The 15,703-nt window shown below is 59.7% G+C and carries 10 protein-coding genes and 1 tRNA gene; 7 read left to right on the top strand and 4 right to left on the bottom strand.

Features of this window, described 5'->3' with window-relative positions:
- The first annotated feature begins 87 nt into the window (after positions 1-87).
- The 3 genes from MTP37_RS02020 (at position 88) to MTP37_RS02010 (ending at position 6,350) form a co-directional block, all read left to right on the top strand.
- Positions 88-2,991: a DNA translocase FtsK gene (locus MTP37_RS02020; protein WP_249237979.1), complete on the top strand. Its 2,904-nt coding sequence runs from the start codon at positions 88-90 to the stop codon at positions 2,989-2,991.
- A gap of 174 nt (positions 2,992-3,165) precedes the next feature.
- Positions 3,166-5,232 (top strand): YgiQ family radical SAM protein, encoded by a 2,067-nt coding sequence (locus MTP37_RS02015; protein ID WP_249237978.1) that lies wholly within the window; start codon positions 3,166-3,168, stop codon positions 5,230-5,232.
- Complete coding sequence (locus tag MTP37_RS02010; protein ID WP_249237977.1) at positions 5,205-6,350, top strand: ComEC/Rec2 family competence protein; 1,146 nt, start codon at positions 5,205-5,207, stop codon at positions 6,348-6,350. The genes MTP37_RS02015 and MTP37_RS02010 overlap by 28 nt, the downstream gene beginning before the upstream one ends.
- Positions 6,351-6,429: 79 nt before the next feature.
- Here the strand turns inward: MTP37_RS02010 and MTP37_RS02005 are convergent.
- Positions 6,430-6,502: transfer RNA gene (locus MTP37_RS02005), tRNA-Pro, on the bottom strand.
- Between the two features lie 113 nt (positions 6,503-6,615).
- Positions 6,616-7,500, bottom strand: coding sequence for a YitT family protein (locus MTP37_RS02000; RefSeq protein ID WP_249237976.1), 885 nt, complete (start codon positions 7,498-7,500; stop codon positions 6,616-6,618).
- 227 nt (positions 7,501-7,727) lie between these two features.
- Here MTP37_RS02000 and MTP37_RS01995 point away from each other — a divergent pair, with 227 nt between their 5' ends.
- Both MTP37_RS01995 and MTP37_RS01990 read left to right on the top strand, forming a co-directional pair.
- Positions 7,728-9,386, top strand: coding sequence for a glutamine--tRNA ligase/YqeY domain fusion protein (locus MTP37_RS01995; RefSeq protein ID WP_249237975.1), 1,659 nt, complete (start codon positions 7,728-7,730; stop codon positions 9,384-9,386).
- 21 nt (positions 9,387-9,407) lie between these two features.
- Positions 9,408-9,797: an FMN-binding protein gene (locus MTP37_RS01990; protein ID WP_249237974.1), complete on the top strand. Its 390-nt coding sequence runs from the start codon at positions 9,408-9,410 to the stop codon at positions 9,795-9,797.
- Positions 9,798-9,909: 112 nt separating this feature from the next.
- Here MTP37_RS01990 and MTP37_RS01985 read toward each other — a convergent pair whose 3' ends face one another.
- A complete protein-coding gene (locus MTP37_RS01985) occupies positions 9,910-10,581 on the bottom strand; it encodes an Ig-like domain-containing protein (RefSeq protein WP_249237973.1) in 672 nt (223 codons plus the stop codon).
- A gap of 372 nt (positions 10,582-10,953) precedes the next feature.
- The gene (gene eno / locus MTP37_RS01980) at positions 10,954-12,252 is read right to left on the bottom strand and encodes a phosphopyruvate hydratase (RefSeq protein ID WP_249237972.1); all 1,299 of its coding nucleotides are present in this window, start codon (positions 12,250-12,252) and stop codon (positions 10,954-10,956) included.
- A 396-nt stretch (positions 12,253-12,648) separates the two neighbouring features.
- Between eno and MTP37_RS01975 the strand changes: the two genes are divergently transcribed.
- Positions 12,649-14,070 carry an MATE family efflux transporter gene (locus tag MTP37_RS01975; protein ID WP_249237971.1) on the top strand — a complete coding sequence of 474 codons (1,422 nt, stop codon included), beginning with the start codon at positions 12,649-12,651 and terminating at the stop codon, positions 14,068-14,070.
- Positions 14,071-14,335: 265 nt separating this feature from the next.
- Positions 14,336-15,541 (top strand): ABC transporter substrate-binding protein, encoded by a 1,206-nt coding sequence (locus MTP37_RS01970; RefSeq protein WP_249237970.1) that lies wholly within the window; start codon positions 14,336-14,338, stop codon positions 15,539-15,541.
- Positions 15,542-15,703 lie beyond the last annotated feature (162 nt).

Below are 15,703 nucleotides of genomic sequence, written 5' to 3'. Positions count from 1 at the left end.
AACAATAGGTTTGCCATTTTCTTCCCTGCGTGGTACAATAATAAAATCAAATAGTGTGTCTACTACAAGTGTGGGGAACAGAGAAGAATGGCGACAAGAAAACGTAAAACAACAACACGGCGTGCATCATCGCGCAAAAAGCGCGCCGAACAGCGGCTCCCGGCAGGGCTTGGCACCCTGTTCGCAGGCCTTTTGCTGGTGGTGCTGGCCTTTGTGGAGGGAGATTCGGCATGGAAGGCCCTGCACGATGTGCTGTTCGGACTTTTCGGCTGCGGCAGCTTTGTGCTGGGCGCAGCCGTGTGCTGCCTTGCTGTGCAGTATACCCGGGGCGAAGACCTTCTGCCCCCGATCTTCAAGCTGATTTTGGGGCTGGTGTTTGCCTGCGGGACCGTGATCGTTTTTTCGGACATCCAGCCGCAGGGCATGTCTGCGTTCCAGATGACCGCTGCCTGCTATGCCAACGGCGTGAATGCATGGCTGGGCGGCGGCGCGCTGGGCGCACTGCTGGGCGGCAATCTGCTGCTGCTCTGCGGCAGACCGGCGGCAAACCTGATCATGGCGGTGCTGGCGCTCTGCGTCAGTCTGTACATTTTTGACCTGACCCCGGCAGAGGTCTGGCAGTGGCTGTGTGCCGCATTCGGCGGGGTGCACGCAAAGGGCGCAGCCCTTGCCCGGCAGAGCGCGGAGCGCCGTGCGGAACGTGCGGCTGCCCGTGCGGCAGAGGCCGAGGAGGACGAGGAGGAAGCCGAAGACGAATATGAGGAAGAGGAGCCGGAGGACGAACCGGCCGGTCCTGCGTTCCATATCGGTGTGCCGGACTGGCTGAACGGCATCCGGCATTGGGGCCACAAGGTGACCGAAGAGATGGAAGCGGAGGAGCCGGAGGCAGCCCCGCAGCCGGAGCCGCCCGCAGACACTTCCGGCCAGCCGCTTGCCCAGCCGGAGCCTGCCGCCCCGGCCATCACGCCGGTGCAGGTACGGGTATCCCGGCCCCGGGCTTCCTTTGACGTAGACCTTGGCCCCGACCACACTGAGGTAAAGGAGGGCGGCAGCGAGCCCATCGAGCCGCTCATCGTGGGCCCGGGCGGCACCTTTGGGCAGAACCCGCTGCGCCCGGCCCCCAAACCTGCCCCGCAGCCCATCGTGGCAGATGCGGTGGAAACGGATGCGTCCGACTTCTTTGCAAAGGCCGCACAGCCGGTGCAGCCTGCGGCAGATAGCTTTGATACGCCGGTGATGCCCACCGTCCCGCCGGAAGCTCCGGCAGCGGCCATCACGCCGGAAATGCCTGCAGCACCCATCCAGCCCGCTGTGCCGACGGCACCCGCCCGTGTCAGTGCAGAAAACGCGGCGGCCATGCGCAGCGCACCGGATGAGGACGGCTGGATCAGCATTACCGCTGAACCGGTGGAGGAAAAGGACATCAGCACGCTGGTGGCAGCCGCAATGGAAAAGCCCGCCGCCTCCGAGCAGGCCGCGGCAGCGGCCCCTGTGGACGAGACCGAACCGGTGGACACCTATCAGTACCAGTACCCGCCCATCGAGCTGTTTGAAAAATCGCAGGACGAGACCGACCCCGGTGCGCAGGAAGAGCTGAAAGCCAATGCCCAGAAGCTGGTGGACACGTTGGAAAGCTTTGGCGTGCGCACCCGTGTTCTGGACATCTCCCGGGGCCCCTCCGTTACCCGGTACGAGGTGCAGCCCATGGCGGGCGTCAAGATCAGCCGCATCACCTCGCTGGCGGACGATATCGCACTGAACCTTGCGGTGGCGGACGTGCGCATGGAAGCGCCCATTCCCGGCAAGCCCGCCGTCGGCATCGAGGTGCCTAACCACAAAAAGACCCCCGTGTATATCCGCAGCGTGTTCGAGAGCCAGAGCTTTCTACGCATGACCTCACCGTTGGGCATCGCGCTGGGCAAGGACATTGCCGGTGTGGCGCAGGTGGCAGACCTGTGCAAGATGCCCCATCTGCTGATCGCGGGCAGCACCGGCAGCGGCAAATCGGTGTGTGTGAACAGCATCATCATGAGCCTGCTGTTCCGCTCCAGCCCGGAGGACGTGAAGCTGCTGCTGATCGACCCCAAGGTGGTGGAGCTGGCCGAGTACAACGGCATTCCCCATCTGCTGATGCCGGTGGTCACCGAGCCGAAAAAGGCCGCCGGTGCGCTGGGCAGTGCCGTGCAGGAGATGGAGCGCCGCTACCGCCTGTTTGCGGAAAACAATGTGCGCGACATCAAGTCCTTCAACAAGCTGGCCGCAGAACGGCCGGAGCTGGAAAAGATGCCTTACATCGCCATTATCATCGACGAGCTGGCCGATTTGATGATGGTGGTGGGCAAGGATGTGGAAGACTCCATCTGCCGCATCGCCCAGAAGGCCCGCGCGGCCGGCATGCACCTGATCGTGGCCACCCAGCGCCCCAGCGTGGACGTCATCACCGGCCTGATCAAGGCCAACATCCCCAGCCGCATCGCATTTGCGGTGTCCAGTCAGGTGGACAGCCGCACCATTCTGGACGGCTCCGGTGCCGAAAAACTGCTGGGCATGGGCGATATGCTGTTCATGCCGGTGGGCGCACCCAAGCCCACCCGTATTCAGGGCACCTTTGTGCGGGATGAGGAAATCAGCCGTGTGCTGGACTTCATCAAGCAGAGCGGCACCGTGCAGTATGACGAAGCCATGATCGAAGCCATGGAAAAGCACGCCATTCAGGACGGCAAAAAGGGCAGCAGCGGCGCGGATGCGGACGAAGAGCCGGACAGCGACCCCATGTTCAAGCAGGCCGTGGAGGTGGTCATCGATGCCGGTCAGGCCTCCACCAGCCTGCTGCAGCGCCGCTGCAAGCTGGGCTACGCCCGCGCGGCCCGCATCATGGACGAAATGGAGCAGAAAGGCGTCATTGGCCCCTACGAGGGTGCCAAGCCCCGCGCAGTGCTCATCAGCCGCCAGCAGTGGATCGAACAGCAGATGAACCAGCCGGAGGAATGACCCTCTCAGGCGCTGACGCGCCAGCTCTCCCGAAGGGCGAGCTTTATGAGTGGGTAAGATATCGTCTGCCTTCAAAGAAAAACTGGATGAAAAGATGCAAAAAGCTCCCCCATCGGGGGAGCTGGCAACGCCGCAAGGCGTTGCCTGAGAGGGTTTAACAATAAAAGGAGCATTATGGACAACTCTTCCCCTAAGATCTACACCGAATTTCTTCCCATCAGCCGGGCCGATATGGAGGCCCGCGGGTGGGAGCAGCTGGACTTTGTGGTGGTGGGCGGCGACGCCTATGTGGACCACCCCAGCTTTGGCACCGCCATCATCAGCCGTCTGCTGGAAGCCGAGGGCTATAAGATCGGCGTGCTGGCCCAGCCCCGCTACACCGACTGCGAGGACTTCAAGCGGTTCGGCAAGCCCAAGTATGGCTTTTTCATCGGCGGCGGCAACGTGGACAGCATGGTCAGCCACTATTCCGTGGCAAAGATTCCCCGCGCCGAGGACGAATACTCCCCCGGCGGCAAGGGCGGCGCACGCCCGGACCGCAGCGCCACTGTGTACACCCGCCTTGCCAAGCAGGCCTATCCCGACCTGCCGGTGATCCTGGGCGGTCTGGAGGCGTCCCTGCGCCGCTTTGCCCACTACGATTACTGGCTGGACACCGTGCTGCCCAGCATCGCCGAGGACTCCGGCGCGGACATCATCAGCTTTGGCATGGGCGAGCACCAGACCGTGGAGATCGCCCGCCGCCTTGCCGCCGGGGAACCGGTGGAGACCATCACGGACGTGGACGGCACCTGTTACATGACAGATTTCGACCATCTGCCCGAACGCTACGTGGAGTGCGCAGGCTTTAAAAAGGTGGCGTCGGATAAGACGGCGTATGCCAAGGCCTGCCGCATCCAGATGGACAATCAGGACGTGGTCAGCGGCCAGATCATCGTGCAGAAGCAGAGCGAGAAGTATCTGGTGCAGAACATCCCCGCAAAGCCGCTGGTGCGCGGGGAGCTGGACAAGGTCTATGCCCTGCCCTACACCCGCCGGTATCACCCCATCTACGAGAGCATGGGCGGCGTGCCCGCCATCCGGGAGGTGCAGTTCTCCATCATCCAGAACCGCGGCTGCTTCGGCGGCTGCAACTTCTGCGCCATCCAGCTGCATCAGGGCCGCCGTGTCACCAGCCGCAGCGCGGACAGCATCGTGGCGGAAGCCGAGCGCATGACCCACGAGCCGGATTTCAAGGGCTACATCCACGATGTGGGCGGCCCCACCGCAAACTTCCGCTTTCCCTCCTGCCGGGAGCAGATGCTGCGGGGCATGTGCACCGGCGGCAAGCACTGTCTTGCCCCCACCACCTGTTCCCACATGATCGTGGACCACAGCGACTACCTGAAGATCCTGCGCCGGGTGCGGGAGCTGCCGGGCGTAAAAAAGGTGTTCATCCGCAGCGGCATCCGGTTCGACTACCTGATGGCCGACCCGGACGACACCTTCTTCAAGGAGCTGGTGGAGTACCACGTGTCCGGCCAGCTGAAGGTGGCTCCGGAGCACTGTGCGCCCAATACGCTGGCCTACATGGGCAAGCCGCCCATCGAGACCTTCAACAAGTTCAAGGATAAGTTCTATGAGCTCAGCAAAAAGGCGGGCAAAAAGCAGTATCTTGTTCCCTACCTGATGTCCAGCCACCCGGGCAGCACCCTCAAGGATGCGGTCTATCTGGCGGAATATCTTTACAAAAACCACATGCGCCCGGAGCAGGTGCAGGACTTCTACCCCACCCCCGGCACCGTGAGCACCTGCATGTTCTACACCGGTCTTGACCCCTACACCCTGAAACCGGTGTTCGTGGAAAAGACCCCTGAGGGCAAGGCACTGCAGCGGGCGCTGCTGCAGTACTACGAGCCGCGCAACGCCGAGAAGGTAGTCAAGGCGCTGAAGATGACCCACCGGGAGGACCTGATCCCCCTGCTGGTGCCCGCCGCAGGCCGCCGCGCCATGCAGCGCTCTGCCCGCCGGGCCGAAGCCGCCGATGTGACGATCCACAATGACGGCACCTATACGGTACGCCCGAACCAGAAGGGCCATAACGGCAAGCCTGCCCACGGCCAGAGCCGCGGCGCTGCACCGGCAGGCCGTGCGCCCAGCCCCGGCGCACGCTTTGCGCCCCATTCGGCACCCGTGCACAAGCCCAAAAACGATCAACAGAAAGAGAACGCAACGTGGAAAACTGGAAAGAAGAAAAAGTGACCCCGCATAAAAAAAGCCTGTGGCAGCGCCTTGCTGCGCTGGCCGCTGCCGCCGCACTGGTGCTGAGCCTTGCAGGCTGCAGCGGGCTGCCGTCCGTTCCGGGCGGAAGCGCCGATGTGGTGCCGAACCCGTCCTCTACCGCTGCAGCGGTGGACACGGTGGATGCACCGCTGGAGGTGCATTTTATCGATGTCGGTCAGGCGCTGAGCGTGCTGGTGGAGTGTGACGGACAGTTCATGCTCTACGATGGCGGCAATGTGGACGACGGCAGTCTGGTGGTGTCCTACCTGCAGAGTCAGGGGGTGGAGCAGCTGGAATATGTGTTCTGCTCCCATGCCCACGAGGATCATGTGGGCGGTCTGGCTGCGGCGCTGGCCTACTTCCCGGCGTACCATGTGTACAGCCCGGTGACCGATGCCTCCACCAAGTGCTTTCAGGATTTTGTCAAGTACACCCAGCAGCAGGGCCTGCAGGTGGAAGTGCCTGCCGTGGGCACCATGTGGCCGCTGGGCGGCGCTACCGTGACCATGCTTGGCCCGGTGGCACAGTACAGTGACACCAACGATACCTCCCTCGTGCTGCGCATCGACTACGGCTCCACCAGCTTCCTGCTGACCGGCGACATGGAAAAGACGGCGGAGACCGACCTTGTGAACAGCGGTGCCAACCTCAGGGCCGATGTTCTGCAGGTGGGCCACCACGGTTCCAGCACCTCCACCAGCTACCTCTTCCTGAATGCGGTGCTGCCGGAAATGGGCGTCATCTCCTGCGGTGTGAACAACAAGTACGGCCACCCCCACGAGGAGACCCTGAGCATCCTGCGGGACGCCGGGGTGGATGTCTACCGCACCGACCTGCAGGGCACCGTCACCATTGGTTCCGACGGCCAGAACTACACCGTGGGCACCGAGCACTTTGCAGCAGATTCTGCGCTGAACCCCACCGACCCGGCGGCGTCCAGCACAGCCCAGCAGAGCTATATCGGCAATGTGAACAGCAAAAAGTTCCATCTGCCCAGCTGCCCGAACCTGCCGGCAGAGAAGAATCAGGTCCTGTTCTCCAGCTACGAGGAAGCCGTGGAAGCAGGCTATACGCCCTGCTCCAGCTGCATCAAATAAACTCGTCAGATCTGACGAGGCAAAGAAAAACCCACGGAAAGACGAATTTTGCAACGTCCGACCGTGGGTTTTATTCATATCGGAGTGGCGAGACTCGAACTCGCGGCCTCCTGCTCCCAAAGCAGGCGCGCTACCAACTGCGCAACACCCCGGCATCCGGCGGCACTGTTGCACCGCCGGGATATAGTATATCGTTTTTTTAGCCGTTCGTCAATACGGCATTGTGCACCAATGGGGCAAAAACGGACAGATCCTGCGCCTTCCCTTAATTAAAGGAGCGGAAGCCCTTGCCGATGATCTCGCTGGAGTTGACGATGGTGATAAAGCTATGGGGATCGTTCTCGCGCAGGAAGTTGCGCAGCTGCAGTGCCTGACGGCGGGTCAGCACCGTGACAAGAACGCTGAGCTCGTGGTGGGTGTAGGCACCGTAGGCCTTTTCCACGGTAGCAGAGCGGTTCATTTCCTTGATGATGAAGTCCAGAATGGGCTGCGGGTTGGCCGTCACGATGGTGCACACCTTGCGCAGGCGGATGTTCTCGATGGCACCATCCACCACAAAGCTCTTGCCGATCAGGCCGAGGATACAGTACAGGCCGGTGCCCATGCCAAACCGCCATGCCGCCGCCAGCACGATGAGGATATCGCTGACCATCAGGGCCTTGCCGATCTCCATAGAGGTATATTTTGCCAGGATCAAGGCCACAATATCCGTACCGCCGGTGGATGCGCCAATGTCGAACACGATGGCTGCACCAAGCGCCGGCAGGAACACTGCGAACACCAGATCCAGCATGGCGTCACCGCTCATGGAAACGTTGACGGGATAGAGCCACTCGCACACCGACACGAAAAAGGACAGCGCAAAGGAAGAGTAGATCGTCCAGCCCATGGTCTTGATGCCCAGAAAAACGAAGCCCAGCACCACCAGGATCAGGTTGATGATCCACATGAAGCCGCCCACGTTGATCCGGGGGAACAGGTCTGCCAGCAGAATGGACAGGCCCGAGGTGCCGCCAAATGCAAAATGGTTGGGATTTTTAAAGTATACGATGCCGACCGCAGTCAGGATCAGGCCAAGGTTCAGCTCACAAAAGAAATTTAAATTCTTCAGCATATTTTTCCAGCTGAACACTTCTTTTAAACTGTTCATGGGGTTCCTCCTATTATAAGCACGGCAAAATCCGCCTTGCACCATGCAAAAATATACTCTCCTTCTCTGCCAGTGTCAAGGGATAGGGCAAAAGTTGTGGAAAATAGGTATTTCTTTCTCCGTGGGAAGCCTTTTATCGCTTTCTCTTGAAGAAATCGGCAGAATAGTGTATTATATAGTATTATGGAATATGTAGGCACTTTGTGCCTTTGACAGGGGGAAAACATATGGCAGATAAAAACTTTCTGACCGACATCATCGACGCCGATCTGGCCGAGGGCAAGATCCGCGAGATCCATACCCGCTTCCCGCCCGAGCCCAACGGCTACCTGCACATCGGCAGTGCCAAGGCCATCTACATCAACTGGTCCATTGCAAACCAGTACGGCGGCAAGTTCAACCTGCGTCTGGACGACACCAACCCCGCCCGCGAGGGTGAGGAGTACGTCAACAGCATCATCGAGGATCTGCACTGGCTGGGTGCCGACCCCAACGGCGGCATCTTCTACGGCAGCGACTACTTTGATAAATGCTACGAGTATGCCGAGAAGCTCATCATGGAGGGCAAGGCCTACGTGGACGACCTGACCCGCGACGAAATGCGCGAGTACCGCGGTGCCGACGCCGGCAAGCCCAGCCGTCCTTCTCCGTGGCGTGACCGCACCCCGGAAGAGAATCTGGATCTGTTCCGCCGGATGCGTGCCGGTGAGTTCCAGGAGGGCGAAAAGACCCTGCGTGCCAAGATCGATCTGGCCAGCCCCAACATGAATATGCGCGACCCGGCCATCTACCGCATCAAGTACGCCGAGCATCACCGTCAGGGCAGTAAGTGGTGCATCTACCCGATGTACGACTTCGCACACCCCATTCAGGACGCCATTGAGGGCATCACCCACAGCATGTGCAGTCTGGAGTTCGAGAACCACCGTCCGCTGTACAACTGGGTCATCGAGAACATCTTCGGCACTGCCTTCCCCAAGCAGCGCGAGTTTGCACGCCTGAACATGACCAACACCGTCATGAGCAAGCGCTACCTGCGTGAGCTGGTGGAAATGGGCATCGTGGACGGCTGGGACGACCCCCGTATGCCCACCCTGTGCGGCCTGCGCCGCCGCGGCTACACCCCCACCTCCATCTTCACCTTCGTGCGGGAGGCCGGTATCTCCAAGTCCGACAACCTCATCGACATGCGCCAGCTGGAAGCCTGCATCCGCAGCGAGCTGGACCTGACCGCACAGCGCCGCATTGCCGTGCTGGACCCCGTAAAGCTGATCGTGGACAACTACCCGGAGGACAAGACCGAGTACTTTGATGTGGCCAACAACCCCAACCGCGAGGCCAACGACACCACCACCCGCAAGGTGGCCTTCACCCGCGAGCTGTGGATCGAGAACGAGGACTTTGCCGAGGTCCCGCCTCCGAAGTTCAAGCGCCTGACCGTGGGCGGTGAGGTGCGTCTGATGGGCGCATACATCGTCAAGTGCGAGAGCGTGGAGAAGAATGCCGACGGCAGCATTGCGGCCATCCACTGCACCGCCGACCTTGAGACCGGCAACGGCAATCCCGCCGACGGACGCAAGGTCAAGGGCACCATCCACTGGGTGAGTGCCGCCCATGCTGTGGACGCCGAGGTGCGCCTGTACGACAAGCTGTTCACCGAGGCCAACATGAACGCCATCCCCGAGGGCAGCGACTACAAGGACTACCTGAACCCGGAAAGCGTGGTGGCACGCAAGGGCTGCAAGCTGGAAGAAAGCCTGAAGGACGCAAAGCCCGGCGATAAGTTCCAGTTCGTGCGCACCGGCTTCTTTACCCCGGACAGCAAGAACCCGGGCGTGTACAACCGCATCGTCACCCTGCGTGACAGCTTCAAGCCCGCAAAGTAATCAAAGGAGCATCCACCTTTCATGAAAAACAAAATGACCCGGAACGTGATCCTCATGGCTGTTGTTACCGTTATCATGGCAGTTGCGCTCAGCCTGTACATCCAGAACACCGGCACCGTGCCTGCCGCCGACAACGCCGCCAGCCTGACCGATGGCATCTATACGTCCAGCGCGCAGGGCTGCCTGAGTGATGTGACTGTCAAGGTCACGGTCACCGGCGGCCGGGTGACCGGTGTGGAGATCGACGCTTCCGGCGAGACTCCCGAACTGGGCGGCACCGCTGCCGAAGCTCTGGCAGCTGCATTGCTCAAGACCGGTTCTACCGCTGGCGTGGATGCTGTTTCCGGTTCCACTATGACCAGTCAGGCCATCTTTACCGCTATGGACGACTGCCTGAGTCAGGCTCAGTAAGCGGCAAAGCGCCTGCATCCCGGATCAATCCCAAGCATAGAAAAGGCCCCTGCGCGTCCTGCGCAGAGGCCTTTTTTCTGTTTTTCAACGCGCTGCCGCGTTTTCTCATTGCTTACTGAAAAAGATTGCGGAATGCACCGCCGCTCTGCTGCTTCTGCACAGCCACAGCGCCGGTGTACACCTTGCAGGTGGCGTTCCGGCCTTCCGGGGTGGACGCCGTAATGGTGGCTTCGCCTTCGCTCACAGCCGTCACCGTACCGTTCACATCCACCGATGCCACCGCCGGGTTGCTGCTGCGCCATGTGATGGGCACTGCCGCCGGGTTTTCCACGGCCACGCTGGCGGTAAGAGCCGCCTTGCTGCCCATGTCTTCCAGATACAGGCGCGACTCGCTCAGGCTCACCCTGCCAATGTTGTTCGTCACCGTCACGGCACAGCTCAGGGTCGTGCCGCTTGCCGTATCGGCATACACGTTGGTGATGCCCTCCGCACAGGCAGTCACTACACCGTCCGGGCTTACGGTCACGATGGACGGGTCTGCACTGCGCCAGCTCACCACGCTGTCCCCTGCCGTATCCAGCGACAGCTGCTCGTGGGGTGCGCGGTCATTGTACTCAATGTTCAGATACAGAAACGTACGGTTCAGCCGTGCACTTTCCTCGCGGGTTGCCGGGCCGTTTTCGGCCATCCGATAGTTGGATGCAGCCGCCGCACCCAGCGGCACCGCCAGCAGAATGCCGCAGGCCAATGCTGCCGCAAACACCACAGACTTTTTGACTTTCATAAAGGTTTCCTCCCTTCGCGCTGCAATCTCTACAGCTTTCCATCCTTATAATACCCCATTTGTGTGAACTTTTCTAGTTATTTTGCGAATTTCAAGAGAAACAGCAGCAGCTTGAGCAGGCTGCCTTCGCCCAGCAGCTTGGAAAGCAGTAAAATAGCAGATAACATGAAGTTCTTCTCCTTTGTGTGATTCCGGACCAGCGCCCGCGCAAAGGACAAACCTTCGGAGCGGTCTTCCGGGCCGTTCTGCCAGAGATACGTCCGGGCCGCACAGAAGATTGCAGGAAAAAATTGGCAGCCTTTAAACAAAAAGCACCCGTACCACCGAAAAAGCAGTACAGGTGCCATGGGAGCAGTTGGCGCGATGGGCCGCTCAGCGCTTCACGTTGAAGGCTGCCATGCCGGGGTAGACCGCGCTGCCGCCCAGCTGTTCTTCAATGCGCAGCAGCTGGTTGTACTTTGCCACACGCTCGGTACGGCTGGGAGCGCCGGTCTTGATCTGGCAGGTGTTCAGGGCAACGGCCAGATCAGCAATGGTGGTGTCCTCGGTCTCGCCGGAACGGTGAGAGCTGATGGCGGTATAACCGGCCTTGTGGGCCATCTTGATGGCCTCCAGCGTCTCGGAAACAGAACCGATCTGGTTCAGCTTGATCAAAATGGCATTGCCGGCGCCCAGCCCGATGCCCTTGGCCAGACGCTCGGTGTTGGTCACAAAGAGGTCGTCGCCCACCAGCTGGACCTTGCCGCCCAGCTCGCGGGTCATCTCCTGCCAGCCCTCCCAGTCCTCTTCATCCAGACCGTCCTCGATGGAGATGATGGGGTACTTTTCCACCAGACTCTTCCAATGTGCGATCAGCTCGCTGGAGGTGAACTCGGTGCCTGCCTTGGGCAGCTTGTAGAAGCCCTTGCCCTTGGGGCTCTTCCACTCGGAGGAAGCAGCGTCCATTGCCAGCATGAAGTCCTTGCCGGGCACGTAACCGGCCTTTTCGATGGCGGCCAGAATGGTCTCAATGGTCTCCTCGTCGCTGGACAGGTTGGGCGCAAAACCGCCCTCATCGCCCACGGAGGTAACCAGACCCTTGGCTTTCAGGATGGAAGCCAGCGCATGGAACACCTCAGCGCACCAGCGCAGCGCTTCCTTGAAGGAAGGCGCACCCACCGGCATGATCATGAACTCCTGCGTATCCACCGTGTTGGTGGCGTGTGCGCCGCCGTTCAGAATGTTCATCATGGGCACGGGCAGACGGTTGCCGTTTACGCCGCCGAGGAAGCGGTACAGGGGCATTTCCAGCGAAGCGGCTGCGGCGCGGCAGGCTGCAATGGAAACGGCCAGAATGGCGTTTGCGCCCAGATTGGATTTATCCTTGGTGCCGTCGGCCCGGATCATAGCGGCGTCGATGGCGTAGATGTCGGAAGCATCCATGCCCACCACTGCGTCCGCAATGACCGTGTTGATGTTCTCCACAGCTTTGGTCACGCCCTTGCCCAGATAACGGCCCTTATCGCCGTCCCGCAGCTCCAGCGCCTCGAACTCACCGGTGGATGCGCCGGAAGGTGCACAGCCGCGTGCCACGGTGCCGTCGGCCAGCGTGATCTCCGCTTCCACAGTGGGGTTGCCGCGGGAGTCCAGGATCTCGCGGCCTACAACAGATTCAATTTCCAGATAGTTCATCTCGAAAACCTCCTGAATATCATTTCCTTCCCGGTGCTGCCCGGGCGGGCAGACGGGTGGCTGCCTGTTTTTGGATAGTTATATCTAACTAACCAAGAATATCCTACCACGCTTTGTGCCCCGGTGCAAGAGCCGGTGCGCATGTTTGCAGGCATAAACTTTTGACCGGACGCAAAACAGAAGTCTGCAGGCCGTCAGAACGTGGCCGCGGCACCGGGCAGGGGAGAAAAAGCGTATGAATAGTCTGCCCCTTTGCAAAGCAGGGATGCGTTGTACTAACCATGTAAATTTCGTATGGCAGATACGCCAAAATTTTTCTTTACTTTTTGGCAGGGTCGTTCTATACTCTGTTTTGGTTCGGATCATGTTTTTTACAGGATAGAGGAGGATCTACATATGAATAAGGATCTGACGGTAGGCAAGCCGTCACAGGTTTTGTGGCAGTTCTGCCTGCCCATGTTCGGCAGCATCATTTTCCAGCAGCTGTACAACATTGCCGACAGCCTTGTTGCCGGCAAGTTCATCGGCGAAAACGCATTGGCTGCTGTGGGCAACAGCTATGAGATCACCCTGATCTTCATTGCATTTGCTTTTGGCTGCAACATCGGCTGCTCGGTTATCGTGTCCCGCTATTTTGGCGCCAAGGATTACGACGAAATGAAGACCTCGGTCTACACCTCGCTGATCGGCTCTGCGGTGCTGTGTGCGGTGCTGATGCTGATCGGTCTGGTGGGCTGCCACGGCCTGCTGGAGCTCATCAACACCCCGGAGGAGATCCTTGCAGATTCTTCGCTGTATCTGGATATCTACGTGCTGGGCCTGCCCTTCATGTTCTTCTACAACATCGCCACCGGCATCTTCTCCGCTCTGGGCGACAGCAAAACACCCTTCTATTTTCTGGCAGTCTCGTCCCTGTCCAACATCGGCGTGGATATCCTGTTCGTGGCCGGTTTCAAGATGGGCGTAGCCGGTGTGGCATGGGCCACCTTCCTGTGCCAGGGCGTGAGCTGCGTGCTGGCCATGGTGGTGGTGTTCCGCCGCATCGGTGCCTTCAAGTCCACACACAAGGTGGTGCTCTTCTCATGGAACATGCTGGGCAAGGTAGCCATGGTCGCCATCCCCAGCATCCTGCAGCAGAGCTTCGTCTCGGTGGGCAACATCATCCTGCAGAGCGTCATCAACACCTTTGGTGCCAGCGTCATCGCCGGTTACTCCGCAGCGGTCAAGCTGAACAATATGGTCATCACCTCCTTCACCACTCTGGGCAACGGCATTTCCAACTACACCTCCCAGAACATGGGTGCCGGCAAGATGGACCGTGTGCACGAGGGCTTTGGTGCAGGCCGCAATCTGGTGTGGATCATCTGCGTGCCCATCGTGCTCCTGTACTTCTTCTTCGGCCGCTTCCTGCTGCTGCTGTTCATGAATGACCCGCAGGGCCCGGCCATCGACACCGGTATGCTGTTTTTGCGCATCCTGTCCCCCTTCTACTTCGTGGTGTCGGTCAAGCTGGTCACCGACGGCATCCTGCGCGGCTGTGGCATGATGGTGCGCTTTATGATCGCCACCTTCTCCGATCTGATCCTGCGCGTCGGCATTGCCATCGTGCTCAGCAGCACCGCGCTGGGCTCCACCGGCATCTGGATGGCATGGCCTGTGGGCTGGTGCATCGGCACCGGTCTGTCGCTGGTGTTCTACTTTACCGCCATCCGCAAGGTCCTTGCAGAGTCTCCGGCCAAAGCGGAAGCAGAGGGCGAAGCTGCTAGGGCGCGTGCTGAGGCTGCGTTTGCCGCAGACGCCGAAATGGAGACCCTGTAACCCTTTTGCAATTTGTGAATTTGATTCACCTGACACACAAATGAAATGAACAACTTGAAATAGTGCACAAAAACATCTGTGTGGTTTTAGCCATTTTGTCAACAAAGTCCACAAATGGAAGCCAAAAGTATGGACGGTTTGTGAATTGCGCATTTGCGGCGGCGGGTCTATAATATTGATAACGAAGCAAGGTCGCTTTGAGGGAAGGGGCCTTGCTTCCGTTTTTATAATTGAATCACGAATGTTCCCAAGGAGGAAATTCACTATGAAAAAGATGATTTCTCGTCGTAATTTTCTGGCCGCTGCTGGCGTTGTTGCTGCAGCCGGCGTTCTGACCGCCTGCGGCGGTTCTTCCAGCAGCACTGCTGCTTCCGGTGCTGATGCTGCCGCTTCCGGCGACACCATCAAGGTCGGTGTTCTGGGCCCCATGACCGGCGATGTTTCCGTTTACGGTCTGGCTGTCATCAACGGTGCTACCCTGTACCTGAAGCAGGTCAACGAAAAGGGCGGCATCAACGGCAAGCAGCTGGAGATCATCACCATGGATGAGCAGGGCGATGCAACGCAGGCTGTCACCTGCTTCACCAAGATGTGCGATCAGGGCATCACCGCACTGGTGGGCGATGTTACCACCACCCCGACTCTGGCACTTGCTGCCGAGAGCGCAGACTACAACATGCCCATGGTCACCGCTTCCGCTACCGCCGAGGCTGTCACCTACGATGCCGAGACCGACACCGTGAACGAGAATGTGTTCCGCGCAACCTTCACCGACCCGTTCCAGGGCATCAAGATGGCTGACTACGCTTACCAGAAGCTGGGCTACACCAAGGCAGCTGTCATCTTCCAGAAGGGCGCTGACTACAACGAGGGTCTGGCAGAGAACTTCGTCAACGAGTTCGAGAGCCTGGGCGGCACCATCGTCGATCAGGAGACCTACTCCGAGGGCGATGTGGACTACAAGACCCAGCTGACCACCATTCTGGGCAAGGCTCCCGAAGTGGTGTTCTGCCCCAACTACTATCAGGAAGTCGGTCAGATCCTGGCTCAGGCTGAGAGCGTCGGTCTGGCAGTTCCCTTCCTGGGCGGCGACGGCTGGGATGGTCTGGAAGGCTACGCAACGGCCGACCAGCTGAAGGACGCCTACTTCTGCGCAAACTACGCAAAGGGCTCCAACCCCGACTTTGAGAACGCCTACAAGGCCGAGTACGGCGAGGAGTACCCCAACGGCTTCGCTCCTCTGGGCTACGATGCTGCCATGACCGTTGTCTACGGCATTCAGGCTGCTGAGGATGCCGGTCTGGCTGCTGGCGATGACGACTACAAGCAGGCCGTCATCGACGCCATCGCAGGCGGCACCATCGATGGCATCACCGGCACCTTCACCTTTGATGAGCACCACAACCCCGTCAAGCAGACCGCTATCCTGTGCTTCGACGGTGCAACCCCCGTTCTGAAGGAAATGTTCTGATCTGCTTTGATCCTGCGCACCGGTGTGCGGCATGAAGGCAGCAATCAGAAATAAATGACCCATTGCGGAGACCGCCGGAACAGGTTTTGCTCGGCTGTCTCCGCTTTTTTGGTAAAAAAGTGTATCCCAAAAGGCGGGTCCTCCGCCGCAAAGAAAGGAAGT

It is taken from the genome of Faecalibacterium sp. HTF-F, from assembly GCF_023347535.1.
Classification (GTDB): domain Bacteria; phylum Bacillota; class Clostridia; order Oscillospirales; family Ruminococcaceae; genus Faecalibacterium; species Faecalibacterium wellingii.
This window is presented reverse-complemented; position numbering and strand designations above follow the sequence as displayed.

Excerpts from the sequence above, each read along its gene's own strand:
- MTP37_RS02020 (WP_249237979.1), top strand. The coding sequence starts at position 88 with ATGGCGACAAGAAAACGTAAAACAACAACACGGCGTGCATCATCGCGC.
- MTP37_RS02015 (WP_249237978.1), top strand. The coding sequence starts at position 3,166 with ATGGACAACTCTTCCCCTAAGATCTACACCGAATTTCTTCCCATCAGC.
- MTP37_RS02000 (WP_249237976.1), bottom strand. The coding sequence starts at position 7,500 with ATGAACAGTTTAAAAGAAGTGTTCAGCTGGAAAAATATGCTGAAGAAT.
- MTP37_RS01995 (WP_249237975.1), top strand. The coding sequence starts at position 7,728 with ATGGCAGATAAAAACTTTCTGACCGACATCATCGACGCCGATCTGGCC.
- MTP37_RS01990 (WP_249237974.1), top strand. The coding sequence starts at position 9,408 with ATGAAAAACAAAATGACCCGGAACGTGATCCTCATGGCTGTTGTTACC.
- MTP37_RS01985 (WP_249237973.1), bottom strand. The coding sequence starts at position 10,581 with ATGAAAGTCAAAAAGTCTGTGGTGTTTGCGGCAGCATTGGCCTGCGGC.
- eno (WP_249237972.1), bottom strand. The coding sequence starts at position 12,252 with ATGAACTATCTGGAAATTGAATCTGTTGTAGGCCGCGAGATCCTGGAC.
- MTP37_RS01975 (WP_249237971.1), top strand. The coding sequence starts at position 12,649 with ATGAATAAGGATCTGACGGTAGGCAAGCCGTCACAGGTTTTGTGGCAG.
- MTP37_RS01970 (WP_249237970.1), top strand. The coding sequence starts at position 14,336 with ATGAAAAAGATGATTTCTCGTCGTAATTTTCTGGCCGCTGCTGGCGTT.